The following is a 21,859-nucleotide window of genomic DNA, read 5'->3' as shown; positions in this document are numbered from 1 at the left end:
TTTTCTCGCAAAGATAATCATTTGCACGAACCTTTTTACACATTTCTTGTTGTTTGTAACAAAAGCCCCAAGGTACCAGGGCGTGATTTTTATATAACCTAAACATTATAAAAGATATGAAGAAATTAATTCCTATTTTATTGGCGGTCTTTGCACTCGCTTCTTGCGAAAAAGACCCGGACATGGGTAAGCTGGATGACAATTATCTGGTATACACTAACTACGACAAGCAAGCCAACTTCAAAGACTTCAGCACATTCTATCTGGCTGACAAAATCTTGGTTATCTCTGACAGCAAAGAACCGGAATATCTCGAAGGAGAAGGCGCTGAGCAAATTCTGGCTGCTTATACAGAAAATATGGAAGCGAAAGGTTATCAACCGGCTGCCGATAAAGAAAGTGCCGATCTTGGTATTCAGGTAAGCTACATCGCAAGTACTTATTATTTCACCGGCTACACACAACCTGAATGGTGGTGGGGATATCCCGGCTACTGGGGACCCAGCTACTGGGGTAACTGGGGCGGATGGTACTATCCGTACGCTGTGACCTACAGCTATAGCACCAACTCATTCATTACAGAAATGGTGAACCTGAAAGCAGATGAAGGTGAAGGCAAAAAACTTCCTGTAGTCTGGACAAGCTATCTGACTGGATTTGAAACAGGCTCTAAAGCTATCAACCGCACTCTTGCTATTGAAGCAGTGAACCAGTCATTCACTCAGTCACCTTATCTTACTAACAAATAAACAACTACAACTGTTATGAAAACAAGAAAGAATATATATTTCAAGGTAGTGGCGCTAGCAGCCATTGCCATCGCCTTTGCCATGCCGGCTAAGGCACAGCTATCAGACAATGGATATGCTAATATAGACTGGCAGTTCAATGTTCCATTGAGCAATAATTTTGCAGACAAAGCCAGCGGTTGGGGTATGAACTTTGAAGGTGGTTATTTCGTTACTCCTAACCTGGGTCTGGGTCTTTTCCTGAACTATCACAGCAACCACGAGTATATTCCTCGCGAAACATTCAAGATAGGTGCAGGTGACGTTACAACTGATCAGCAACACACAATGTTCCAGTTGCCTTTCGGTGCTGCCGCCCGCTACCAATGGAATCGCGGTGGAGCCGTACAACCTTATGTCAGTGCAAAATTAGGTGCTGAATATGCTAAGATCCGTTCCAACTTCAATATGTTGGAAGCCAGAGAAAACAGCTGGGGATTCTACGCTTCTCCTGAAGTAGGTGTCAATGTATTCCCTTGGGTTTACGGACCGGGTCTGCACTTTGCTCTGTACTACAGCTATGGTACCAATAAGGCTGATGTACTGCATTACAGTGTAGACGGACTGAACAACTTCGGTTTCCGCGTGGGTGTTTCATTCTAACCCGAGCAACTACTTGATTTTACATTAATAAGCAAGAGCCCCTCTACTTCGGCAGAGGGGCTCTTCATTTTTTATTTGCTTTGAATCGCTTTATAGATCGCATCCTGTATCTGTTCGCGAATTTCCAGACGGCTTAGCTTCCGGTTGGTTACGTCCGGATAAATCCGGTTGCTCAGAAATACATAAACCAAGCCATTGTCGGGGTCTACCCAGGCACACGTTCCGGTAAATCCGGTATGACCGTATACTTTTGCCGGTGTATGCTTTCCGCAAGGGCTCTTTTCCGGATTACGGGTATCCGGTTTGTCAAATCCAAGTCCGCGACGGCTGATTTTGGAAACTTCCGTTGTAAACAACTGGCAGGTTTCCTTACTTAAATAACGCTGTCCGTTCAACTCACCACCGTTCAGCAACATCTGATAAATCTGTGCCACTTCACGTGCATTCGAGAACAATCCGGCATTTCCCGAAACGCCTCCCTGGAAAGCGGCAGCCTCATCGTGCACAAATCCCTGAAGGGTAGTCTTACGCAAGAAACGATCGACAGAAGAAGGTACAACTTCCGATTTCGGAAAGCGGCGCAAAGGAAGGTATCCTGTACGTTCCAGTCCCATCGGTTCATAAAATTCACGTTGCAAGTAGGCATCCATCGGCATTCCCGCAAGTTTCTCAACCAAAAGACGCAACAGGATAAAACCGACATCGCTGTATCGGTAAGTTTTAGGTTTCATCGGTGCGTCTGCAATCTTCTTCTCCATTTCCTTGAAGAAAGAAGGATTCAGCCACAGACTATCACAGATTTGCAAGGTGTAATCTCCGGTTTTAACCTTTGAAACATATTCCTTTTTAAATGCAAAATTAGGATTCGCCCATGTGGAAGTTCCCAACTGCAACGGATGCCGTGCATCTTTGCGGGACATGAACAGTCTGCCTTCATAACTATCTTCATCGATGGCTTCCCGATAAAAAGCAATTCCGGGCGGCAAGCCGGACTGATGGTAAAGCAGTTCCTGAATGGTTATGTCTTTCTTGTTAGTACGCTGAAGGAAAGGCAGATAGTCTGCAATTCTGTCCGTCAGATTAAAACGTCCCTTATCGTAAAGTTTCATTAAAGCAAGCACTGTACCAGTAGTCTTGGAGAGTGAAGCCAAGTCATAGATATCGGTCGGCTGCACACGTGCGCTTCCCGTTCCAGTGTGAGTGCCGAATGTCTTGTCTACCATCACATGACCCTCTTTCATCACGATCACCTGGCAACCGGGATAAGCTCCCTGACGTACACCGTCCAAAGCGATCGAATCAATTCGTTGCAGGGCGACAGAAGAAAGCCCATGTTCTTCCGGAATAAAATGCAAAGGTGTTTTCGGAGTAATCGTGACACCGTCTCCTGCCTGAAAGAGTTCTCCAAGACTGGCCGATAATCTTCCGTCCGCCGTAGCTTTGGCAAAGAGCACATCCGCCACCTGCCGCTGCACATCTTCATTAGGGCTGTGTCCCAGCACCACTGCCGAGGCACGGGCAACCGCACGCTGTATCTGCAACATCATCTTACCCTGCGTAAAGAAAGCATAGATGACCGGAGCTTCAGTAGTAAATTTACCGAAGAAGGTCTGATAAGGTGACAGCTTCTGTTCACTTACGGCGACAATAATCCGTTTATAGGTAGCCAATGAGTCCCGTAACCGCTGATTCGCCTCTTCCGTCATACCGGGACGAAGGCGGAAACGTGACAAAGAAGTGTATTTCGACAACTGTTCCGCCAACGCATTGGTTTCACCCGCATCACCGACTTCGAGCAATGCCATCGTTTCTTTTTGATTCGTATGCAAAGGGAGAACATGATTTTCATTATTCAGCACAGTAATCGCAGCCAGATTCAACCGGCGGATTAAATCACGTGTCTGAGGAGTATTGATCCGTTGTCCCAAACCGGATAGCTGGACAAACGGTTTCTTTTTTAGTCCGAGCACATATTTATAAGTCAGTACTTTGCGGCATTTCTCTTCAATATCTTCGCGTGTCAATTCTCCCTTATCAATGGCATCGAGTACGGCGGCTATCTCCTCCTTCAGGTTCCGGGGAGCCAGCACCATATCATTCCCTGCCTTCAGTGCCTGCAGACTGACATTTCCATTCCCCGAAACACCTTTCATGGCAAGTGCATCCGTGAAGATCAGTCCTTTGAAAGCAAATTCTTCTGTCAGCAGATCGTAAACGATATTACGGGATAAAGAAGAAGGAAGTCCGCCTATCGGTTCAATAACCGGCACTTGCAGGTGTCCGACCATCATACCGCTCAATCCGGCACGGATCGCTTCTTTAAAAGGATGGAGCTCTACACTGTCCAGACGTTCGCGAGTGAAGGGAAGTACCGGAAGTGTTTTGTGCGAGTCTACATCCGTATCACCATGTCCGGGGAAATGCTTGCAGACGGATAGTACGCCTCCGCCTTCCAAACCGGAAGCATAAGCTACTACCTTATCCGCCACCCGTACGGGGTCTTCACCGAAGGAACGGGTATTGATGACCGGATTCTTAGGGTTAATATTCACATCCGCCACCGGAGCAAAGTTGACTTGTACACCTAGCTGTACACATTGGCGTGCCATCTCGCGACCATATTCATAGATTAATTTATTATCCTGAATACATCCGAGCACCATATTTCGGGGAAAGACAGGAGTACCACGCAGACGCATTGCCAGCCCCCATTCTCCGTCAAAAGTGATCATTAACGGTAACTTTGCCATGCGCTGGGCCCGATTAGTCAGTTCCGCCTGGGTCTGCATCTTCCCACCGGAAAACAGCAGTCCGCCGACTTTATAGGTATCGACGGCATCCTTCAGCAGTATCTGGTTGCGCTTGGTATCTACCGGAGCAATCGTATATATAAACAACTGACCGACTTTCTCTTTAAGCGTCAGCTTATTCATAATGGAGTCTACCCATTGTTGACAACGGACATCTTGTTTAGCTTTATAAAGTAGTAAAGGTTCTACGGGAGTATCTATTGCTTCTCCTCTGGCCTTGACAGGAAGAAATAGCAGGATAGCCAGTATATATGTTAGTAATCTCATTTTTTATTCAAGGTCAAATCTAGTCGTCCAACATAAATTCCATTCTTTCCGGTGTGCATAACGGGGACATTTTTCCCGTCTATGTTCAGATAATTCTTGGGGCTTTCCATAAAGGTATGAGAATGCCCACCCAGAATAACATCGATATTACGGGTGTTGGCTACCAGCTTCTCATCCATCTGAATACCCAGATGTGACAGGCATACAATGACATCGCATCCTTCTTCTTTCAGTTGTGCGGCAATGTCATTGGATACGGCGATCGGGTCTTTATAGATTACCCCTTCGCATTTATTGGCCTGTATCAGTCCTTCCGGCTTCGCTCCCAACCCGAAAACTCCGATCTTCAAGCCGAAACGATCCAGAATGACATAAGGTTTTACGATATCTTTGAGTACTGTGGCATCAAGATCATAGTTGGCACATACTACCGGAAACTTGGCTAATTTAAATAGACGAGCCATGTTGTCCAAACCGAAATCGAACTCGTGGTTACCGATTGTCATTGCATCGTATCCCATTTCATTCATCAGGGTGACTTCTACCTCACCTTTAAACATATTATAATAAGGAGTGCCTTGCGAGATATCGCCGCAATCGAACAGCAGTACATCCGGATTTTCTTTGCGGAACTGCTGCAGGAAACTTGCCCGACGGACAAATCCACCCTGACCGTAGTTCCGGTCGCCTTCCTGAGTCATAGGTTCAATCCGGCTGTGTACATCACTGGTTTGCAGTATGATTAGTTTTTTTGTTTCTTGGGCAGTTGCCAATGCAGGTAGTAAAAGGAGGAAAAGCATCAGCCACTTTCCGGTTCTTCCTTTGAATATATTCAAGACGGAAGTTATATGATTATGAGTTGTCATAGGATACTGAGATTTCATTGTAAACCTTGGTTATTTATTCTCTTTTCATTTTTTATTTCCGGTCGGATGCCGGAACAACGGTGATACGTCCATCCAGTTTAGAGGTAATCTTCTTGCCTGCAGCTGTCTGTTGCCTTACGTAGTCGAGGAACAGTCCGCGCAATGTCAATCCATCCGGACATTCACGCTTATCCGCGTTGATAAAGGGAGTGAGTCCGTCGTTTCCGTCCGCCAGATAGTCAATGGTAGCTACGGTATAGTCTTTGTCATCTTCGATCTCTTTTTCCTGTACGGTTGCTTTCAGAAGTTTTCCGTCTTTTGTTATTTCCAGATGTGCTCCGCTCAGTCCTTCACCGTGCAAAGAAGCTATGACTTCCATCAGTCTTTTTATTTCCGTACCTTTCATCGTCAGTACGCAGAGAGAATTTTCAAAAGGAAGTATTTCGAAAACAGCATCGACTGTGATATTACCCTGTGGAAGTATGTTGCGCAAACCGCCCATATTCATGATTCCAATATCGGCAGGATGCTTCAGTACACGCTCTGCAGAGAGTCGTAGCACTTCGGCGACCAGGTTGGAAAGCAAGCTCTCAGGACGTCCTTTGTCCATCGTCATCTCGCTGACGCCAATCACCTCATACATCATCTTATCTATTTTTTCTTTGTAGGGTTTAAGCAGGGCGGCAGCCTTTTCGTCGGGATGAGCATCCCAGGTTGAATCCATACAAATCCGGGTTCCTTCTATCTGGGCAACTTCATAATTTGCCTGAACTTCACGGGTAGATTGGCAGGAAGTGAATAGGATTAGTCCTGTCAGAATAGCTCCCGAAGTATACTTTACGTAATTTCGTTTCATCTTCTTTCTTTTGTTTATGCTACAAATGTACATTTTATATTTTAAAGTCATGCGGAAGAAGAAGAAACTTATAGCAAGTTTAGTCCTATTTCAAGGGGAATTAGCTGCAAAATGCACTTAAAAATGTTAATTAAAAGTATTCTGAGGCAGGGTTGATTTAATTAAAAAAAGGACGTTCCCAGGGAAAAAGGGGAAATTAGGAACGTCCTTTGAATAGAGTTAGCGAAAAGTCCGGTCTTTCGCAAGTGCAGACCTTTCCTCTCTTCACTAAAATAAACTAAGGACTATAGTGGGGAAATCCTTAGTGGGGAAAAACGACTATCAGCTTCTTCACAGGAGCGCATAATCGCAAAGTAGTCGCATTCGGTACTTATTCCATCAATGATATTTCTACACCATTAGAAATTCTTTTGTACCGATGAAGCAACATATTTTTTAGAATATCTTCTTATAATATCTTGTTAATAACTTTGTTTATTCGGCGATACAGATACTCACACGATTTTCTTCCGGTGCTTTATATGGCTGAACAGTGTCTCCTTTGGAATCAACCATAATTCTGTCAGTGGTTATTCCTTTTGCCTTCAAAGCATCCGCAACATTGCCTGCGCGTTTTTCAGACAACGACTTGTTGATTTTAGGATTGCCTGTATTTACATCGGCATAGCCTGTCACTTTAACCTTTGCAGCCGGATTGTTTTGCAGATATTCTACCAACATATCTATTTTTGACTTTTGATCGTCTTGTATCTTCGCTGAGTTCAAAGCAAAGAAGATATCCTGTTTCATTGGCTGTACTACAACTTCTTTCTTCGGCTGTGGCTGTTCTACCACGGGAACAGGCTTCGGTTGTTCCACTACTACAGGTTCTGCCTCATAATATACAGGTTTAGTTTCCGTATAGCCTTTACCGAATTTAATATTCAAACCAATGAGAGCATTGAACTGCCAGTCAGCATTTCCTGCCTTCTTTGAGTTGAACTTGTCGGACAAGACATTTGCATTACCTTCGATGTTGATGGACAAGCGATCATTCAGACGCAGATTACATCCTAAACCCATGCGCCCGGCAATGAGAAACTTTCCGTCCCGCCAAAGATATTCCATCTCATAGGTTCGTGTATCCAGTGCATTCGCCTCATCGTTATCAAAGCCACGATTTAATCCTCCTCCGAGAAAGACATAACCATTGAATACACGTTTGGGATTAAAACCACAAAACAATGTGCTAAGATCAGAAACGATGTCAATGTTACCTTGCAAATATTTGTACTGGTAATCCTGTTGCGGAGAAACCCAGCCTCCTTTTGCCTGCCATCCGCTGACACCAACACGTGCCCGCCATGCAGGAGCAAACTGATAACCTACGTTTATCGCTGCTGCAGGAGATATAAGATCACTAAACTTAGCTTCGCCAAGTGTGTGAGCAGCACCTACTTGCACTTGCATAAACCAATGAGGTTTGAATTCAGTTTTACCTTCTTCTTTTATTCTTTGTTCTTGTGCGGAAATGACTGTACTACTTAATAGTAAGGCGAATACAGGCATCCACAATTTCTTTATGTTCATGCTTATCTTTTCTTTTTAATATGATACTGCATTAACTTTATTAAAGAAGGGTATCCTTCTTTTGAAAAAGATACCCTTCTTATCTTTGTCGATATTGCTATCGTGAGAGATCAATCAATTACTGGTGAGTCGGAGTAATTGTTAATGTTACTGTGCTGGTTACTTCACCGAACGTATATTTAACCGTTACAGGAATAAACAGTTTGAATGGTGCATTTATAGTAAACTTACCGTTTGCATAAACAAGGTCACCATACGTTATGTCACCACCTATTTTCTGAAGATCACATGTGTAATTAATTGACATGTTAGGTGCAACGTCCTTCAACAGTTTTGGTGCAGCTTCGCTTGCATTCAATGTTGTCATGATCTGATCCTTATCAATTGAAATTGCACTACCAGTAACTCCATAATAAGTATAGAAATCGATAGGCGCTACAGCAAACGCTTGACCTCTCCAGTCTGTCAAACCAAGTAACTTGCTCATGTCGATCTTAGCAGTTCCTGTAGTTGCATCCTGCAATTCGGCAGACTTCAAGTCAACTACATTGATAGGACGCAAGAACTTCACATCAAATTTGTTACCAGTCAACGGTAAGATTTCATCGCATTCGTTAGTTACCACAATTTCAATACCTACAGTGAACGGATCCACGTTGTAAGCAGACTTATTCAACAATGCTTGTGCATTCTCGTCAGCCTTATTGTAAGTAATAATACCGTCAGCATCAATTGTAGCAATCTTAGTTGCAGTAGCACTATTCTTGCTAGCATTCAATTGAGTACCGTTAGCTGTTACAGTGAATGTGTATTTATCAGTTCCGATAGTTACATCCTTAGCTCCTGAGAAGATAAACTTCGCAGTCAACTTATCCTTCGTAAATGATGGGAAGTTCGCTTCTGTAACGTCAGAAACAACAACCTTACGACCTTCAAATACATCAAACAGATCAAGTTTGAAGTCTGTTACTGCTACAGTAACCGGTTCTTTCACATCAGCTTTTACATAAGACTTATCAGGTGACCAAGCTTCAGTAATCTTCTGGTCATTCTTAATTACTCCACTAGGCATTGCGATGCTTGCTTTCATCGTAATTGTGATATCTCCACGAGTTCCGTCTACTGATTCATAAGTCACAGTAGCGAACATCTCTGTCTTCGACTTTTTAACAAGAGCCAAAGCTTCTGCCGGAGTTACTGTCCACTCTACTACTGTAGTAGCAATAGCTTCAGGATCCGTTACTTCTGTTACTGTTCCTGTACTTCCTTCACCCAAAGCGATAGCACCTCCATCATCTTTCTTCAATGTATATGCTGTATGGAAGTCAGGCTTGTTCAACTTCGCTTCAGCATAAACATCATTCATGTTGAGGTAAGTCAATTTGGCAACATTGTTCTCACAACCATAGTAATAAGTATCTTTAGTGAATACTTTACCGAATCCGTCAATTGTACCCTTAACAATCTTTGTCTTAATCCATCCTACAGCAACTACCTGATTAGGAACCTTAGTGGTATCTACCAATTCTACACGTAACAATGGCTCGCGATGTTCAGTTGCTTCAGAATCCTGACCTTTATATTCAGGGTTAATAATACCTTTAGCAGCATCACTACCATTAAAGAATGAGTTCTGTTCTGTCTCATTATTAGCTCCACCAATGTAATTGGAAGCAGTGAAGACATATTTCAGACCGTTATCTTTAATATTAGTCATCTTAACTAATTCAGTACCATTGTTTTCTTTATAATAAGTAGAGATTTTATCTGCTAATTTAAGTGTACCATCTGTAGCTACAGTGTAATCTGCATTTGCATCAATAGCTTCTTGTGCCTTACCTGCATTAGCATTAGGAGTAGAACCAGTACGAGAAATGCTTTGTCCATATAAGATTACGTCTTCTGCATCAATTTTGGTTTCTAGAACGAAGTCGCTCATAAGTACCTTATATATACTAGCGTAATCAGAGGTAATTACTTTAGCTTCGTCAGCACCAATAGCTTTGGTCTGAGCCTGCAAAGCATATACAGCTACCTTACCAGAATTCAGTGCCGGTATCTTTTCTGCATCTGCATCCATTGCAACTTTAAGATAACGTTGTCCGTCTTCGGTTACGACATCTGATTTCTTTATATTAGCAGTTGGATCCATTGCAGCAGCACGAGAAACTGGATAATAATCCTTATCGCCTGAAAGGAATTTCAGGCTTTCAATCTGTGCCATTGAAACGCTAGCCGGATTCATGTGGTAATATGCCCAGATTTGCGGAGTAATATAAGAAAGTGTAGGATTAGACTTATATGTTTCACCGGTTTCTGACGGTTTAGCGTACGCATTTTGAGACCATGCATTATAAGTCAAGTTGTTAGCTTTCAATGCAGAGATTCCACCCACATAGCAAGTGGGCTCAAATACTAATCCCTTCAAAGGTATAGCGTCTATGACAGAGAATTCACCAGTAACTTCTTTACCGTTTTCGATCGTTACAATTCTATATCCTGTAACGACTCCTTTTTCATCAAGGATAGCAGTAATAGATCCTTTTGCGGTCTCAGGAATCGCAACAGAAGTTTTTGTGCCATCATAATAAACATAGCCATCTTTTACAGTCAGTAACAATGGATCAAATTCCTTATACGTCGGAATTTCAGGGATTTCAGGAATGTCGATAGTACCAGAACTAACTTCTTTACCATCCTTCTTCAAAGTAATCTTACCATCCTTTGTCACATCAAGAGTATACGATGGCAATTCTTCAGGCATTGGTATAGTGTACTCTTTACTATCCGCACCAGTCACTGTTAATTTGCCTGTAGATGCATCATACACCACAGACTTCACATAGCCTCCCACTTGAGCTTGCAATTCCGAGAGAGTTTTTTCAATTCCATCGACTCTGGCATTTACCGCATCAATGTCATCATCGTAGTCTTTACAACCTACGAACGATGCACCGGTAGCAAGCGCCAACGCTCCGAAAAACATCACTCTAACAAATTTTTTCTTCATAACTACTTAAAAATTACATTAATAATATATTATTAAACACTAAGTTCAAATAATACTCGCCCGTTACTTCTTAGGTAACGGGATAATGCATTTTCCCACTCCGACAGAAGCGTCTGCGGGCCATTTTCAATAAATAAGTTATGATATTTTTAACCCCTGCTTTGGAGAGACGGCAGAGGGGAGGGAAATCTTTTGCAAAAATTAGAGAGCAAGGTGTGTTCTTCACAAAAAATCCGCAGTTTTGTTTGATGTGTTTCCTTTTTTTAGTAGTTTATTAGAAATAATATCTTTTTTGTTTGCATGTTTTCCAAAATATGTCTATATTTGCAGCGTGTTTTCTTGCCGTTACCTAAGAAGTAACACCATATTTATCAGCAACTTATCTTCAAAAACGTTTTTCTAAAGGGAGAGAAAACCGTTGCATTAGCCTCATCAATTTTCTTATTCTTAAAAGGTTTCAGATAAGTCTCTGTTACTGTGATAGATGAATGTCCCATAGCTTCTGAAATGATACCGGGATGCACTTCACTATAATATGCCATCGTAGCCCATGTATGACGGGCAGTATATGAACTTAAGTCAGCAGTCAATCCTAACACTCCTTTCAAAATCACCAGTTGGCTATTGAAATAACGAAGAGCCAGCTGATATTCACGATACGCTTCTTCTGTTCCTTCCTTGCTGGCGATCAGCGAAAAAAGATAAGGAGAGGCAGGATCAGTATTCATGTATTGCCTGATCAGTTTCATTGCTTCGGGCAGAAGAGTTACGGTCAGCATTCTGCCGGTCTTTCTTCGGCGATAAGTCAGGACATTCCCTTCTATATCACGCTTCTTCAAGTAAGCAAGGTCTACGAATGGAATGCCGCGAAGCATAAACATTAATAAAAAGAAGGCACGTGTACGTTGTAAGTCTCTGATTCCGGAATAAAGCTGATTCGGCAGCTTTGCCATCAATCGTTCCATATCCTCTTTGTCCAGTGCACGTTTTCTGTCAGCCCTCGTCCCTGTATAGACATAACGAAAATGATGAGGCACATAAGGAGCAAGATGTCGGTCAACCGCCCGGTTATACACTGCACGTAATGTGCGCATATAGGTGGAAACCGTATTCCAGCTACAATCTTTTCCACGCAAATACGTTTCGAAATTTTTTAGAAACTCCTGATTCACTTTCCGAAAAGGAAGATTCCCACTTCCGTGGAATGAAATGACGGCTCTCATACTACTCCTGTAAATATGGGCGGTCCCATAATTCCCACTTTCCCGCAGCCCATCGGCTACGTCTTTCATGAATGAAATTAAATTCCCCATTATTATACGAATTTAAATGATACTTAAAAGGCTGTTTTAAGAGGAAGAAGATTCCCTTTCCCATGCTTCTTCCATAACACCTTTTCTTACTATTTCCCTAAATCTTAAAAGACAAAGATAGGGATATATTTGTTCAAAATCCCAAAGTGCTATTGGGCGTGTGACATTTTTGTATATATCTTAAGTTTTATATGGGGAAGAATTATCATCAATGATATGCAATAAAAAGGGACGTTCCCAGGGAAAAAGGGGAAATTAGGAACGTCCCTTGAATAGAGTTAGCGAAAAGTCCGGTCTTTCGCAAGTGCAGACCTTTCCTCTCTTCACTAAAATAAACTAAGGACTATAGTGGGGAAATCCTTAGTGGGGAAAAACGACTATCAATCGCTTCACAGAGACAGATACCCGCAAAGTAGTCGCATCCGTTACTTACGTATCGGTTGAGCAACATGATTTATTCAGCAATACAGATACTCACCCGGTTTTCTTCCGGTGTTTTGTAGGGCTGAACAGTATCACCTTTGGAATCGGCAATGATTCTATCAGGAGTTATTCCTTTTGTTTTCAGAACTTCTGCAACATTAGCTGCACGTTTTTCGGACAGTGTTTTATTGATCTTAGAATTTCCTGTATTAGCATCCGCATAGCCAGTCACTTTTACCTTGGCAGACGGATTCTTCTGCAAATATTCTACCAACATATTGATTTTAGACTTTTGGTCGTCTTGTATCTTAGCCGAGTTCAAGGCAAAAAAGATATCCTGTTTCATAGGCTGTACTACTACCTCTTTTCTAGGTTGTGGCTGCTCTACCACAGGAGCAGGTTTCGGTTGTTCCACCACGACCGGTTCCGGTTCGTAATACACAGGCGGGATTTCTTTATAACCTTTGCCAAATTTAATAGTCAAACCCACCAAAGCATTGAACTGCCAGTCGGCATTTCCCGCTTTCTTCGAATTAAACTTGTCGGAAAGAACATTGGCATTACCTTCTATATTGATAGCCAAACGGTCATTCAAGCGCAAGTTGCATCCCAGACCTAAGCGCCCGGCAACAAGAAACTTTCCTTCTGTCCAAAGATAGCCCATCGGGTAACCGGCTGCGTTAATTGCAACAGCTTCGTCATTGTCGAAGCCACGGTTAAGACCCGCTCCGGCAAATATATAGCCATTGAATACACGCTTGGGATTGAAACCACAAAACAGCGTACTCAAATCAGATACTATATCCACATTACCTTGAAGATATTTATATTTATAATCCTGCCGTGGAGCAACCCAACTACCTTTAGCCTGCCATCCGCTAACGCCTACACGAGCACTCCATGCGGGAGCAAACTGATAACCGACATTCAATGCAACTGCAGGAGATATAAGATCAGTGAATTTGGCCTCACCAACGGTATGCGCAGCACCAGCTTGTACCTGCATAAACCAATGGGATTTGAATTCCGTCTTACCTTCTTCTTTAATTCTCTGTTCTTGTGCAGAGACGGCTATACTGCCAAATAGCAAAGAAAACGCTGCTATCCACAATTTCTTTTTATTCATGCTCATCTCTTTTCTTTAAATAAGATATTTATTAAAGAAGGGTACCCTCTCTTATGAAGATACCCTTCTAAAACTATTTACAAGTTAATGTTAGTTCAAATCAGCGTATGAGCCTAATCCTTCAGGAGCAGCCAATGTACCCAAGAATCCTGTACTTGGCTTCGTATACTTAGTATCAGCTTTCTTCACATATACAGTGACTTCGTGAACTTGCTTCGTTGTTTGAGCCGGATCACCCATCCATGTATTCTCTATTGTTACATTGATTACAATCGGCTGGTCAACTGAACCAACAGCTGCACCACCAGTATTTTCCCATTTCAGCAAACCAACTTCTTTCTCACCATTCTTCACAATAGAAGCATGTCTCTTCACAATGTCATTATTCTTATCAGAGAGCTCATAAGAAACCTTAACCTGATGCATCTTGAACAGAGATTTTCCACTTTCTACAGTATTCAACTTAGCCCAAGGAGCTTTTTGGCTACCATCATACATCAGCCCATTGGTAGTTTCACCTCTGTGTGTATCATACAGCTTAATGAAACGATAGATTGGCAGATAAGCACCGTTATCCCATGTTGCTGTAGGAGCTTGGTCAACCAAATACCAAGCAGACGCATTGATCGGAGTATATGCTACCGGGTTAGGGAATACAATATCAAATTCTTTGGACTCTGCACCAGCAGATACATAGTTGTCAATTGTACGACCTATTGCAAGCTCTTCTGTTACCTTGATACGAATCTTCTTATCCATCCATTCTTTCTTCAGGATTTGCAATTCATGTTTACCACCAACTAAAACGATCTTGGCATCAGTAGCTTCAATTGTAGCATCTGCTATAGCAAATGTCCAGTTACCACAACAAGGTGCAGGTTCTTTGAATCCATCTTCAAGGACAGCCTTCATCAAGAACGGTGTATCGTAGTCTCCTGAAGTAGGTTGACCATAACCCAGCATATTCTCTGTACCATTCCACATAGATGGATTATATACCCAAACATGCTTAGGATCTTTCACTACCAACGTAGTAGTAATAGTGAATGAACCGTATTCAGCCAATTTATTGGTTGTAGCATACTTGAACTTAATTACATAAGTACCTGCATGCAATGCCGGTTTCAATCCGAAGTAGATATAGTTATTTAAAGTAGTAGCCGTTCCTGAAACATTAGAATAATCAATTCTCAGATTCTTGCTATCATCAGCTGTCAGACTCCAACCAGTGAATTCTGCACCATCTTTCTTAACCTCAACTGCAGGATTTGCGCCATAGTATTCAACAAACTTCTCTTTGCTTATTTTCAGCTTATTGAAGTATTGGTCAAAGTCAATCTTAAGACCATCTACCTTATACAGATAATCTAACTCACCAGCGGTGTCCACGTGTTTGAAAGGAGCTTCCTGATCCAATATTAAACCACCACCATAGATGGGTGAACAAGCAAGCGTCTGAGGAAGCAAATCTTTATTAATAAAGTCTTCTGTCAACTGTTCGTGTTGTGTAATCTTTATTTTCAGCAACTTAGTCATAACAAAGACGCCATCTACGTACATTTGAACTTTCAGAACAGGTTCACGGTCAATAGCAGCATCTTGTTGATTAATCACAGAGATTGTACTTCCATCAAGTTTCAGATATCTGAAAGTCTGATCAACTTCTCCTAGAGGATTTGACATCAATTCATATTTGAATGTAACGTTTTCGAATCCCAGATCAGTCAGCAAATATTGACCGTCCTTTGCATTAAACCCTGTATTGGTATGGAATTTTGTAGCAATCCCTTTCAGTACCGTATTCAAATCCAAAGACTCAGTATATTTCAGTTTCAACAAAGGCTGGATAGCTGCCACCTTAGCATTTACTAATGCTTGGTCTACTTTACCGTCTTTCGTTACATCTGCCAACTTATAAATTGCAGTCAATTCAGTCAGAACCTGAGCTTCCTGATCAATCACTGCAGGTCTGTCAGTTCCCTTAAGCGGCATAGCAATAGTTGTTTCTTGTTGTTCAACTACCATACGTTTTACAGCAACATAGTCAGACACTACATTAACATTTTCAGCAGCACCTAATTGTTCATTTGTATTCTTAACTACATAAGCAAGCATGTTAGCCTTACCTAGACCGTTTTCTTTTACTTCACCATATTCATCTGCTTCAGAGAATGGTTTGCCAACAGGATTATTATATCTGCTAACCATAGTTCCATCCTCATTGTATTCAGTAAACATCTTAAATGCATTCTGATTCTCTGCATTATCACCAGCAGTAGCTTTTACGATCAATTTGCCACGATCTTCGTTAGGAACAACTTTAGCAATAGGTAATCCTATTTCAGTAACAGCTTTAGTTGCTACTGTAGCTGTTTTTTCGACAAAACTTACTCCTGTGTAATACTTAGGATTAACATTAGCCGGATTCAGTTTGTACTCAAATGTAGCCCATCCATTAACCAAAGTCGCATCTACAACCTTATTAGAACTGTTATATTCATATACAGGAGCTGCTTCCTTAGAGTTCTCATCATAACCAATAACCGGCAAAAATACTACATCTCCTAATTCTTTATGAATATTAGAAGGTACATGTACTAAAGAAGAAACAAAAGTAGCAGAGTATTTATAAACTGTAGCAGAAGTCGCTTCACCAGCTTCATTCTTCAGATTACTGAAAATATAGTAATCTCCCATATCTGCAACAGAAACGACTCCTGGGATAACCCAAGTCATATCAGTCTTGTTTTCCGGCTTCACTTCATTCTTGTACCAAAATCCGTCTCCACCCGGAATATAGGTATCACCGTCTTTACCTGGAGTACCCGGCTGTCCAGGTTCTCCCGGTTCACCCGGAGTACCTGGAGTTCCCGGCTCGCCCGGAGTGCCCGGTTCTCCTTGATCACCTTTATCACCTTTAGCCTTGAACTCTGTTTTCTTACCGTCCTGATACCAGTATCCGTCTTCACCAATCGTCCACTGAGTACCATCTTTTCCGGCATCACCATTTTTAATGGTAAAGCTCTTACCGTTGCTCAATGTTACTTCCACACCACCGGTAATGTTCTCAACTTTCGTGATCACAGATCCCCCTTCGATCAGCTCGTTGATTTTCGCAATAGCGTCGGCATTTTCGGTTATCTTCTGCTCTAACCGATCGATATCGTCATCGTAGTCCTTACAACCTACATATGAAAATGTGGTTAGCGCCAATGCTCCGAAAAACATCACTCTAATAAATTTTTTCTTCATAACTACTTAAAAATTACATTAATAATATATTATTAAACACTAAGTTCAAATAATATTCGCCCGTTACTTTGTAGGTAACGGGAAACAGCCTGTAGCTACTTCTGAAGAAGCGTCTAAAGGGTAGACAAGAAACATAAGTATCAAAATATATTTAACCCCTGCTTTAGAATAGCAGCAGAGGGGAGGGAAATCTTTTGCAATAATAAGAGAGCATGGTGTGTTCTTCACAAAAAATCCGCAGTTTTGTTTGGTGTATTTCCTTTTTTTAGTAGTTTATCAGAAAAAATATCTTTTTTGTTTGCATGTTTTCCAAAATATGTTCATCTTTGCAGCGTATTATCTCCCCGTTACCTACAAAGTAACAGGCTTTAATTCAAATAATTACCTACCGAGAAAGACTTCCTAAAGGAAGAGAAAACCATTACATTCGCTTCATCAATTTTCTTATTCTTGAAAGGTTTCAGATAGGTCTCTGTGACAGTGATAGATGAATGTCCCATCGCTTCTGAAATGACACCGGGGTGCACCTCACAATAATAAGCCATCGTAGCCCATGTGTGACGCGCTGTATATGAACTCAGATCCGTAGTCAGTCCCAGCACTTGTTTCAGAATCATCAGCTGATAATTAAAGTTACGCAATGCCAACTGGTATTCCTTATATGCTTCCTCCGTTCCTTCCTTGCTGGAAATCAACGAAAAGAGATAAGGAGAAGCAGGATCGGTATTCATATGCTGTTTGATCAATTTCACCGCTTCCGGCAAAAGAGTCACAGTCAGCATTCTGCCTGTTTTCCTCCGACGATAAGTAAGGACATTTCCGTCTATATCATGTTTTTTCAGATAAGCAAGATCGACGAAAGGCATACCACGCAGCAAAAACATTAATATGAAAAAACCACGAGCACGCTGCAATTCCCTGTTTCCCGAGTGCAGCTGTTTCGGAATATCTTTCATAAGACGTTCCATATCCTCTTTTTCCAATGCACGCTTTTTATCAGCACGTGTCCCCGTATAGACATACCGGAAATGATGCGGTACATAAGGTGCAATGCGTCGGTCTACTGCCCGATTGTACACAGCTCTCAGCGTACGCATATAAGTAGAAACCGTATTCCAGCTACAATTTCTTCCACGCAGATACGCTTCAAAACTTTTCAAAAACTCCGGAGTCACTTTTCGGAAAGGCAGATTCCCGCTTTCATTGAATGCAAGGATTGCACTCATGCTACTCCTGTAAATATGGGCGGTCCCATAATTCCCACTTTCCCGTAGCCCGTCGGCTACCTTCTTCATAAATGAAATTAAATTCCCCATTTTTTACTGTTTAAAATGATCAATAAAGGCTGCTGCAAAAGAGAAGTGAACCCTTCTCCACATTCCCCGGCAGTGCCTTTTTTCCTATTCCCAATCATAAAGATACAAATCTATTGCCACATTTGTTTGATGTAACCCCAAAAACATTCGATACCAGCTCACAGCCGATCATTTTCTCCAAAACATTTGGCTATCTGATAAATAATTCGTTACTTTGCACCGCTTTCGCGCAATCGCTGTCAAGAGAAGAGATACTTGGTATGTTGCGTTGTAACGATAAAACAATTTAATAATAGCAACAATGGATTTAATTAAAATTGCAGAAGAAGCATTTGCTACCGGTAAACAGCACCCGAGCTTCAAAGCAGGAGACACTGTAACAGTAGCATATCGTATCATCGAGGGTAACAAAGAACGTGTACAGTTGTACCGTGGTGTTGTTATCAAAATCGCCGGTCACGGAGACAAGAAACGTTTTACTGTACGTAAAATGTCAGGTACTGTAGGTGTAGAAAGAATTTTCCCAATCGAATCACCGGCTATCGATAGCATCGAAGTGAACAAGGTAGGTAAAGTTCGTCGCGCTAAATTGTATTACCTGCGCGCTCTTACTGGTAAGAAAGCTAGAATCAAAGAAAAAAGAGTTAACAACTAAGCTGAACTCTGAGATTCGAAATAAAAAAGAGGAAGTTCCGGTAACGGGATTTCCTCTTTTTTATTTCAAGTCTTTCTCTTCCATACTTTTGTCATAACGAGCGTTTGAACATAGTGACACCATCCTACTGGTATAGTGTTACCATACCTACCGGATACTGACAGTATGTGATCAGGATAGTGTCATCATCGCAAAAGTCTATATTGTTCGATTGGCAACAATAGAGAAAGCGGAATTCAATGTCCCATTTTTAAGATTTACATTATTAATAAACAGAGAAAAATCTGTGTTTCAGACAAATTATTGCATAAAATCACCTATAAATATGCAATATACAACTGTTTTTCTGCATAAAACCAAAGCAATATGCAAGTTTTCAAAGGATTAAAAAGTGGTTTTGGTTTTAAAGGAACGAGGCGTTGGTTTTAAAGGAACGGAAGCTTCCTTTAAAACCAAGTTCATCTTACTTGCTATACATTGCAATTTTATCTATTTCCAAGGGATTTTATTTCTATTTCATCTCATATCCCCAACAGTCTACAAATATCATATCATCCAACAAACAATTACACCACCGAACAAAAAGACAAAACACCATCAACAAAACGAACAAAACAATAGTTAAACAGAACATTCACAAACACATCAAGAATCTTAAAAACAAAATCTATCGCATATTCATAGAGTTATTGGAGTTGAAGAAGTTTTATTGAAATCCTAAATGCATAAAATGTCCTGATAATAATTTTCCAACCTTTGCTTTCTGAAATGATCACTCTTTCATAATTTCATCTATCTCCTGCTGAATTTCATCCAATTTGCGCTGCATCATGTGATACTGTTTATATCCCTCCCTAAATGAAAAAATAAGACTAACACAAAAAATTATAATATTGCTATTTCCTGCCAATTGCAGTTCAATAAAGAGCCAACACAAAAGTATAATAATAAATGGAATACTAAATTTACGCCAAATGGAATAACGGGATTTTATTTCCATCAACTTTCGAGCTACCACCAGTAAATCCTCACTCATTAAATCATTTGTTCGTAATCGTTTATGCGTAAAATAGCCGTGCATAACTGCTATAAACAGGAACAAACAAAACACACTACAAAACCACCATGATATTCCCAAATAAGGACATGCCCAAATATAAAACGGAATAAGTAATAATGCCAATGAATTCATAATCCCTACATACCGATTCATTCCCGACACCTTATTTTTAATAACCTTACGTAACAACTTCTCATTAACAACGACCTCCGCATCCAACTTGCTGTTAAGAATAGCTATCTGTTCTTTCATTTGTTTAAGTTCAATCGTATCTATATATTCTTCCATACCCATATATTTTCTAGTTGTTAGACATTTTTTTTAATTCTTCTTTAATTCTAAATAAGCGAACGGAAACATTCTTCACAGAAATTCCTACAATAGCTGCAATTTCCTCATAACTGAAATTCTCAAGCCATAATAGCACTATCGCCCTATCGAAATGTTTCAGGCGACTAATTCTGTTATACAACATCTTTATCTGTGTTGTATCTTCGTCCCTATCTTCAAACAGATCAATCCCCATAATCAGAGGTACAGAAACAATCTTCTTTTTCCTGTCTGATGAAATGCAAGTATTGAGACTTACACGCCATATCCATGTTCCTATATTACTTTCTCCTTTGAATGTATCGAAACCTTTCCAAAGATTAACTAACACGTCCTGAAAAAGATCGTTCACTTCCCGGGAGTCTTTAGAGAACATAAAACATACAGTGTAAATTGTATTTTTATATTGCTTCACAACTTGCTCAAACTCTATTTCCAATTTTTTCATCTTATTTTGATTAATCGTCTATACATTAGACGCAATATAACGCCAAAAACTACAGAATATCCAGTTTTATTTCCTGCAGATACAACTTTTGAGAAACAACACATACAAAAAATCCCCGGAAACTCAACGCCCCCGGGGATCCAATTACCTTTATTATAAAAAAATGATATTATTCTTTCAGATCTTTCAATTCCCAAGCCAAAGCACTGGCGCCCAGTACAGCAGCATCAGAATCTTTCAGTTCGGAAACAAGCAATTTAGTCTTGCCTTTATAGATATTCAGGATATTGTCATCGATTGCTTTCTGAATCGGTTTCATGATATAATCACCCGACTTAGCCAAACCACCGAACAATACAATTGCTTCAGGGCTGGAGAATGCAATAGCGTCTGCCAAAGCCTCACCTAAAATATTACCTGTAAATTCGAAGATTTCCTGTGCCAGTTTATCACCTTGTACAGCTGCATCATATACATCTTTTGAAGTGATGTTTTCAGCAGGAATATTACGAAGCAAGCTTGCATCAGTACGAGCAGCCAGGAATTCACGAGCTGTACGAGCTACACCGGTAGCCGAACAGTAAGTTTCCAGACAGCCTTTACGACCGCAACCACAAACACGACCGTCACGACGTGCAATCACATGACCTAATTCACCTGCAAAACCGTCATGACCATAAACCATCTGACCGTTGATAACGATACCGCTACCTACACCTGTACCCAGAGTGATCATAATAAAATCTTTCATACCACGGGCAGCGCCGTAAGTCATTTCACCGATAGCAGCAGCATTAGCATCATTGGTCAAAGCAGTAGGAATACCCAGTCTTTCTTCAAACATAGCAGCCAACGGAAGAATTCCTTTCCAAGGCAAGTTCGGAGCAAATTCAATAGTTCCGGTATAATAGTTACCATTAGGAGCACCGACACCGATACCTCTGATCTTATCTACACCACCATTAGCGATGATCAACGGAAGCAAGTTTTTGCATACTTCGTCAGCATATTCTGCAGCAGTCGGATAGCCGGCTGTTTTAATCGAGCTACTGGCAATAATAGTTCCGCGTGCGTCTACAATCCCAAAGACGGTGTTTGTTCCGCCTATGTCAATACCTACTACGTAGGGTTTCTCCATGTTTGAATTCATGATACTTTATTTAAAAG

General features: G+C 41.1%; 15 protein-coding genes. 3 read left to right on the top strand and 12 right to left on the bottom strand.

Annotation, left to right across the window (positions count from 1 at the left end; translation table 11 throughout):
- Window positions 1–116 precede the first annotated feature (116 nt).
- A complete protein-coding gene (locus HMPREF9007_RS01810; RefSeq protein ID WP_008763637.1) occupies window positions 117–749 on the top strand; it encodes a DUF4136 domain-containing protein in 633 nt (210 codons plus the stop codon).
- 15 nt (window positions 750–764) lie between these two features.
- Complete coding sequence (locus HMPREF9007_RS01815; protein ID WP_008763636.1) at window positions 765–1,391, top strand: porin family protein; 627 nt, start codon at window positions 765–767, stop codon at window positions 1,389–1,391.
- A gap of 71 nt (window positions 1,392–1,462) precedes the next feature.
- Here the strand turns inward: HMPREF9007_RS01815 and HMPREF9007_RS01820 are convergent, their stop codons facing one another.
- The 9 genes from HMPREF9007_RS01820 to HMPREF9007_RS01860 all read right to left on the bottom strand — a co-directional run bounded on the left by HMPREF9007_RS01820 (window position 1,463) and on the right by HMPREF9007_RS01860 (window position 18,199).
- Complete coding sequence (locus HMPREF9007_RS01820; protein WP_008763635.1) at window positions 1,463–4,468, bottom strand: glycoside hydrolase family 3 N-terminal domain-containing protein; 3,006 nt, start codon at window positions 4,466–4,468, stop codon at window positions 1,463–1,465.
- On the bottom strand, window positions 4,465–5,268 hold the full coding sequence (locus tag HMPREF9007_RS01825) for a metallophosphatase (protein ID WP_048694979.1): 804 nt from the start codon (window positions 5,266–5,268) through the stop codon (window positions 4,465–4,467). The genes HMPREF9007_RS01820 and HMPREF9007_RS01825 overlap by 4 nt, the downstream gene beginning before the upstream one ends.
- Window positions 5,269–5,386: 118 nt before the next feature.
- On the bottom strand, window positions 5,387–6,190 hold the full coding sequence (locus tag HMPREF9007_RS01830; protein WP_008763633.1) for a 5'-nucleotidase: 804 nt from the start codon (window positions 6,188–6,190) through the stop codon (window positions 5,387–5,389).
- 474 nt (window positions 6,191–6,664) lie between these two features.
- Window positions 6,665–7,759 (bottom strand): OmpA family protein, encoded by a 1,095-nt coding sequence (locus HMPREF9007_RS01835; protein ID WP_008763632.1) that lies wholly within the window; start codon window positions 7,757–7,759, stop codon window positions 6,665–6,667.
- A gap of 118 nt (window positions 7,760–7,877) precedes the next feature.
- Window positions 7,878–10,745: a hypothetical protein gene (locus HMPREF9007_RS01840; protein ID WP_128567901.1), complete on the bottom strand. Its 2,868-nt coding sequence runs from the start codon at window positions 10,743–10,745 to the stop codon at window positions 7,878–7,880.
- Between the two features lie 395 nt (window positions 10,746–11,140).
- Window positions 11,141–12,082 (bottom strand): site-specific integrase, encoded by a 942-nt coding sequence (locus HMPREF9007_RS01845; protein ID WP_008763630.1) that lies wholly within the window; start codon window positions 12,080–12,082, stop codon window positions 11,141–11,143.
- 454 nt (window positions 12,083–12,536) lie between these two features.
- Window positions 12,537–13,631 (bottom strand): OmpA family protein, encoded by a 1,095-nt coding sequence (locus tag HMPREF9007_RS01850; protein WP_008765146.1) that lies wholly within the window; start codon window positions 13,629–13,631, stop codon window positions 12,537–12,539.
- 90 nt (window positions 13,632–13,721) lie between these two features.
- Window positions 13,722–16,883: a PL29 family lyase N-terminal domain-containing protein gene (locus tag HMPREF9007_RS01855; RefSeq protein WP_032850773.1), complete on the bottom strand. Its 3,162-nt coding sequence runs from the start codon at window positions 16,881–16,883 to the stop codon at window positions 13,722–13,724.
- Between the two features lie 368 nt (window positions 16,884–17,251).
- Window positions 17,252–18,199, bottom strand: coding sequence for a site-specific integrase (locus tag HMPREF9007_RS01860; protein WP_008763627.1), 948 nt, complete (start codon window positions 18,197–18,199; stop codon window positions 17,252–17,254).
- A 301-nt stretch (window positions 18,200–18,500) separates the two neighbouring features.
- Here HMPREF9007_RS01860 and rplS point away from each other — a divergent pair, with 301 nt between their 5' ends.
- A complete protein-coding gene (gene rplS / locus HMPREF9007_RS01865) occupies window positions 18,501–18,854 on the top strand; it encodes a 50S ribosomal protein L19 (RefSeq protein ID WP_005675578.1) in 354 nt (117 codons plus the stop codon).
- Between the two features lie 772 nt (window positions 18,855–19,626).
- Here rplS and HMPREF9007_RS01875 read toward each other — a convergent pair.
- The 3 genes from HMPREF9007_RS01875 to HMPREF9007_RS01885 all read right to left on the bottom strand — a co-directional run bounded on the left by HMPREF9007_RS01875 (window position 19,627) and on the right by HMPREF9007_RS01885 (window position 21,842).
- The gene (locus HMPREF9007_RS01875) at window positions 19,627–20,208 is read right to left on the bottom strand and encodes a hypothetical protein (protein ID WP_008763625.1); all 582 of its coding nucleotides are present in this window, start codon (window positions 20,206–20,208) and stop codon (window positions 19,627–19,629) included.
- A gap of 7 nt (window positions 20,209–20,215) precedes the next feature.
- Window positions 20,216–20,692 (bottom strand): sigma-70 family RNA polymerase sigma factor, encoded by a 477-nt coding sequence (locus HMPREF9007_RS01880; RefSeq protein WP_008763624.1) that lies wholly within the window; start codon window positions 20,690–20,692, stop codon window positions 20,216–20,218.
- A gap of 169 nt (window positions 20,693–20,861) precedes the next feature.
- A complete protein-coding gene (locus HMPREF9007_RS01885) occupies window positions 20,862–21,842 on the bottom strand; it encodes an ROK family protein (RefSeq protein ID WP_008763623.1) in 981 nt (326 codons plus the stop codon).
- Window positions 21,843–21,859 lie beyond the last annotated feature (17 nt).

This window comes from Bacteroides sp. 1_1_14 (genome assembly GCF_000162515.1).
Classification (GTDB): Bacteria; Bacteroidota; Bacteroidia; order Bacteroidales; family Bacteroidaceae; genus Bacteroides; species Bacteroides thetaiotaomicron.
This window is presented reverse-complemented; position numbering and strand designations above follow the sequence as displayed.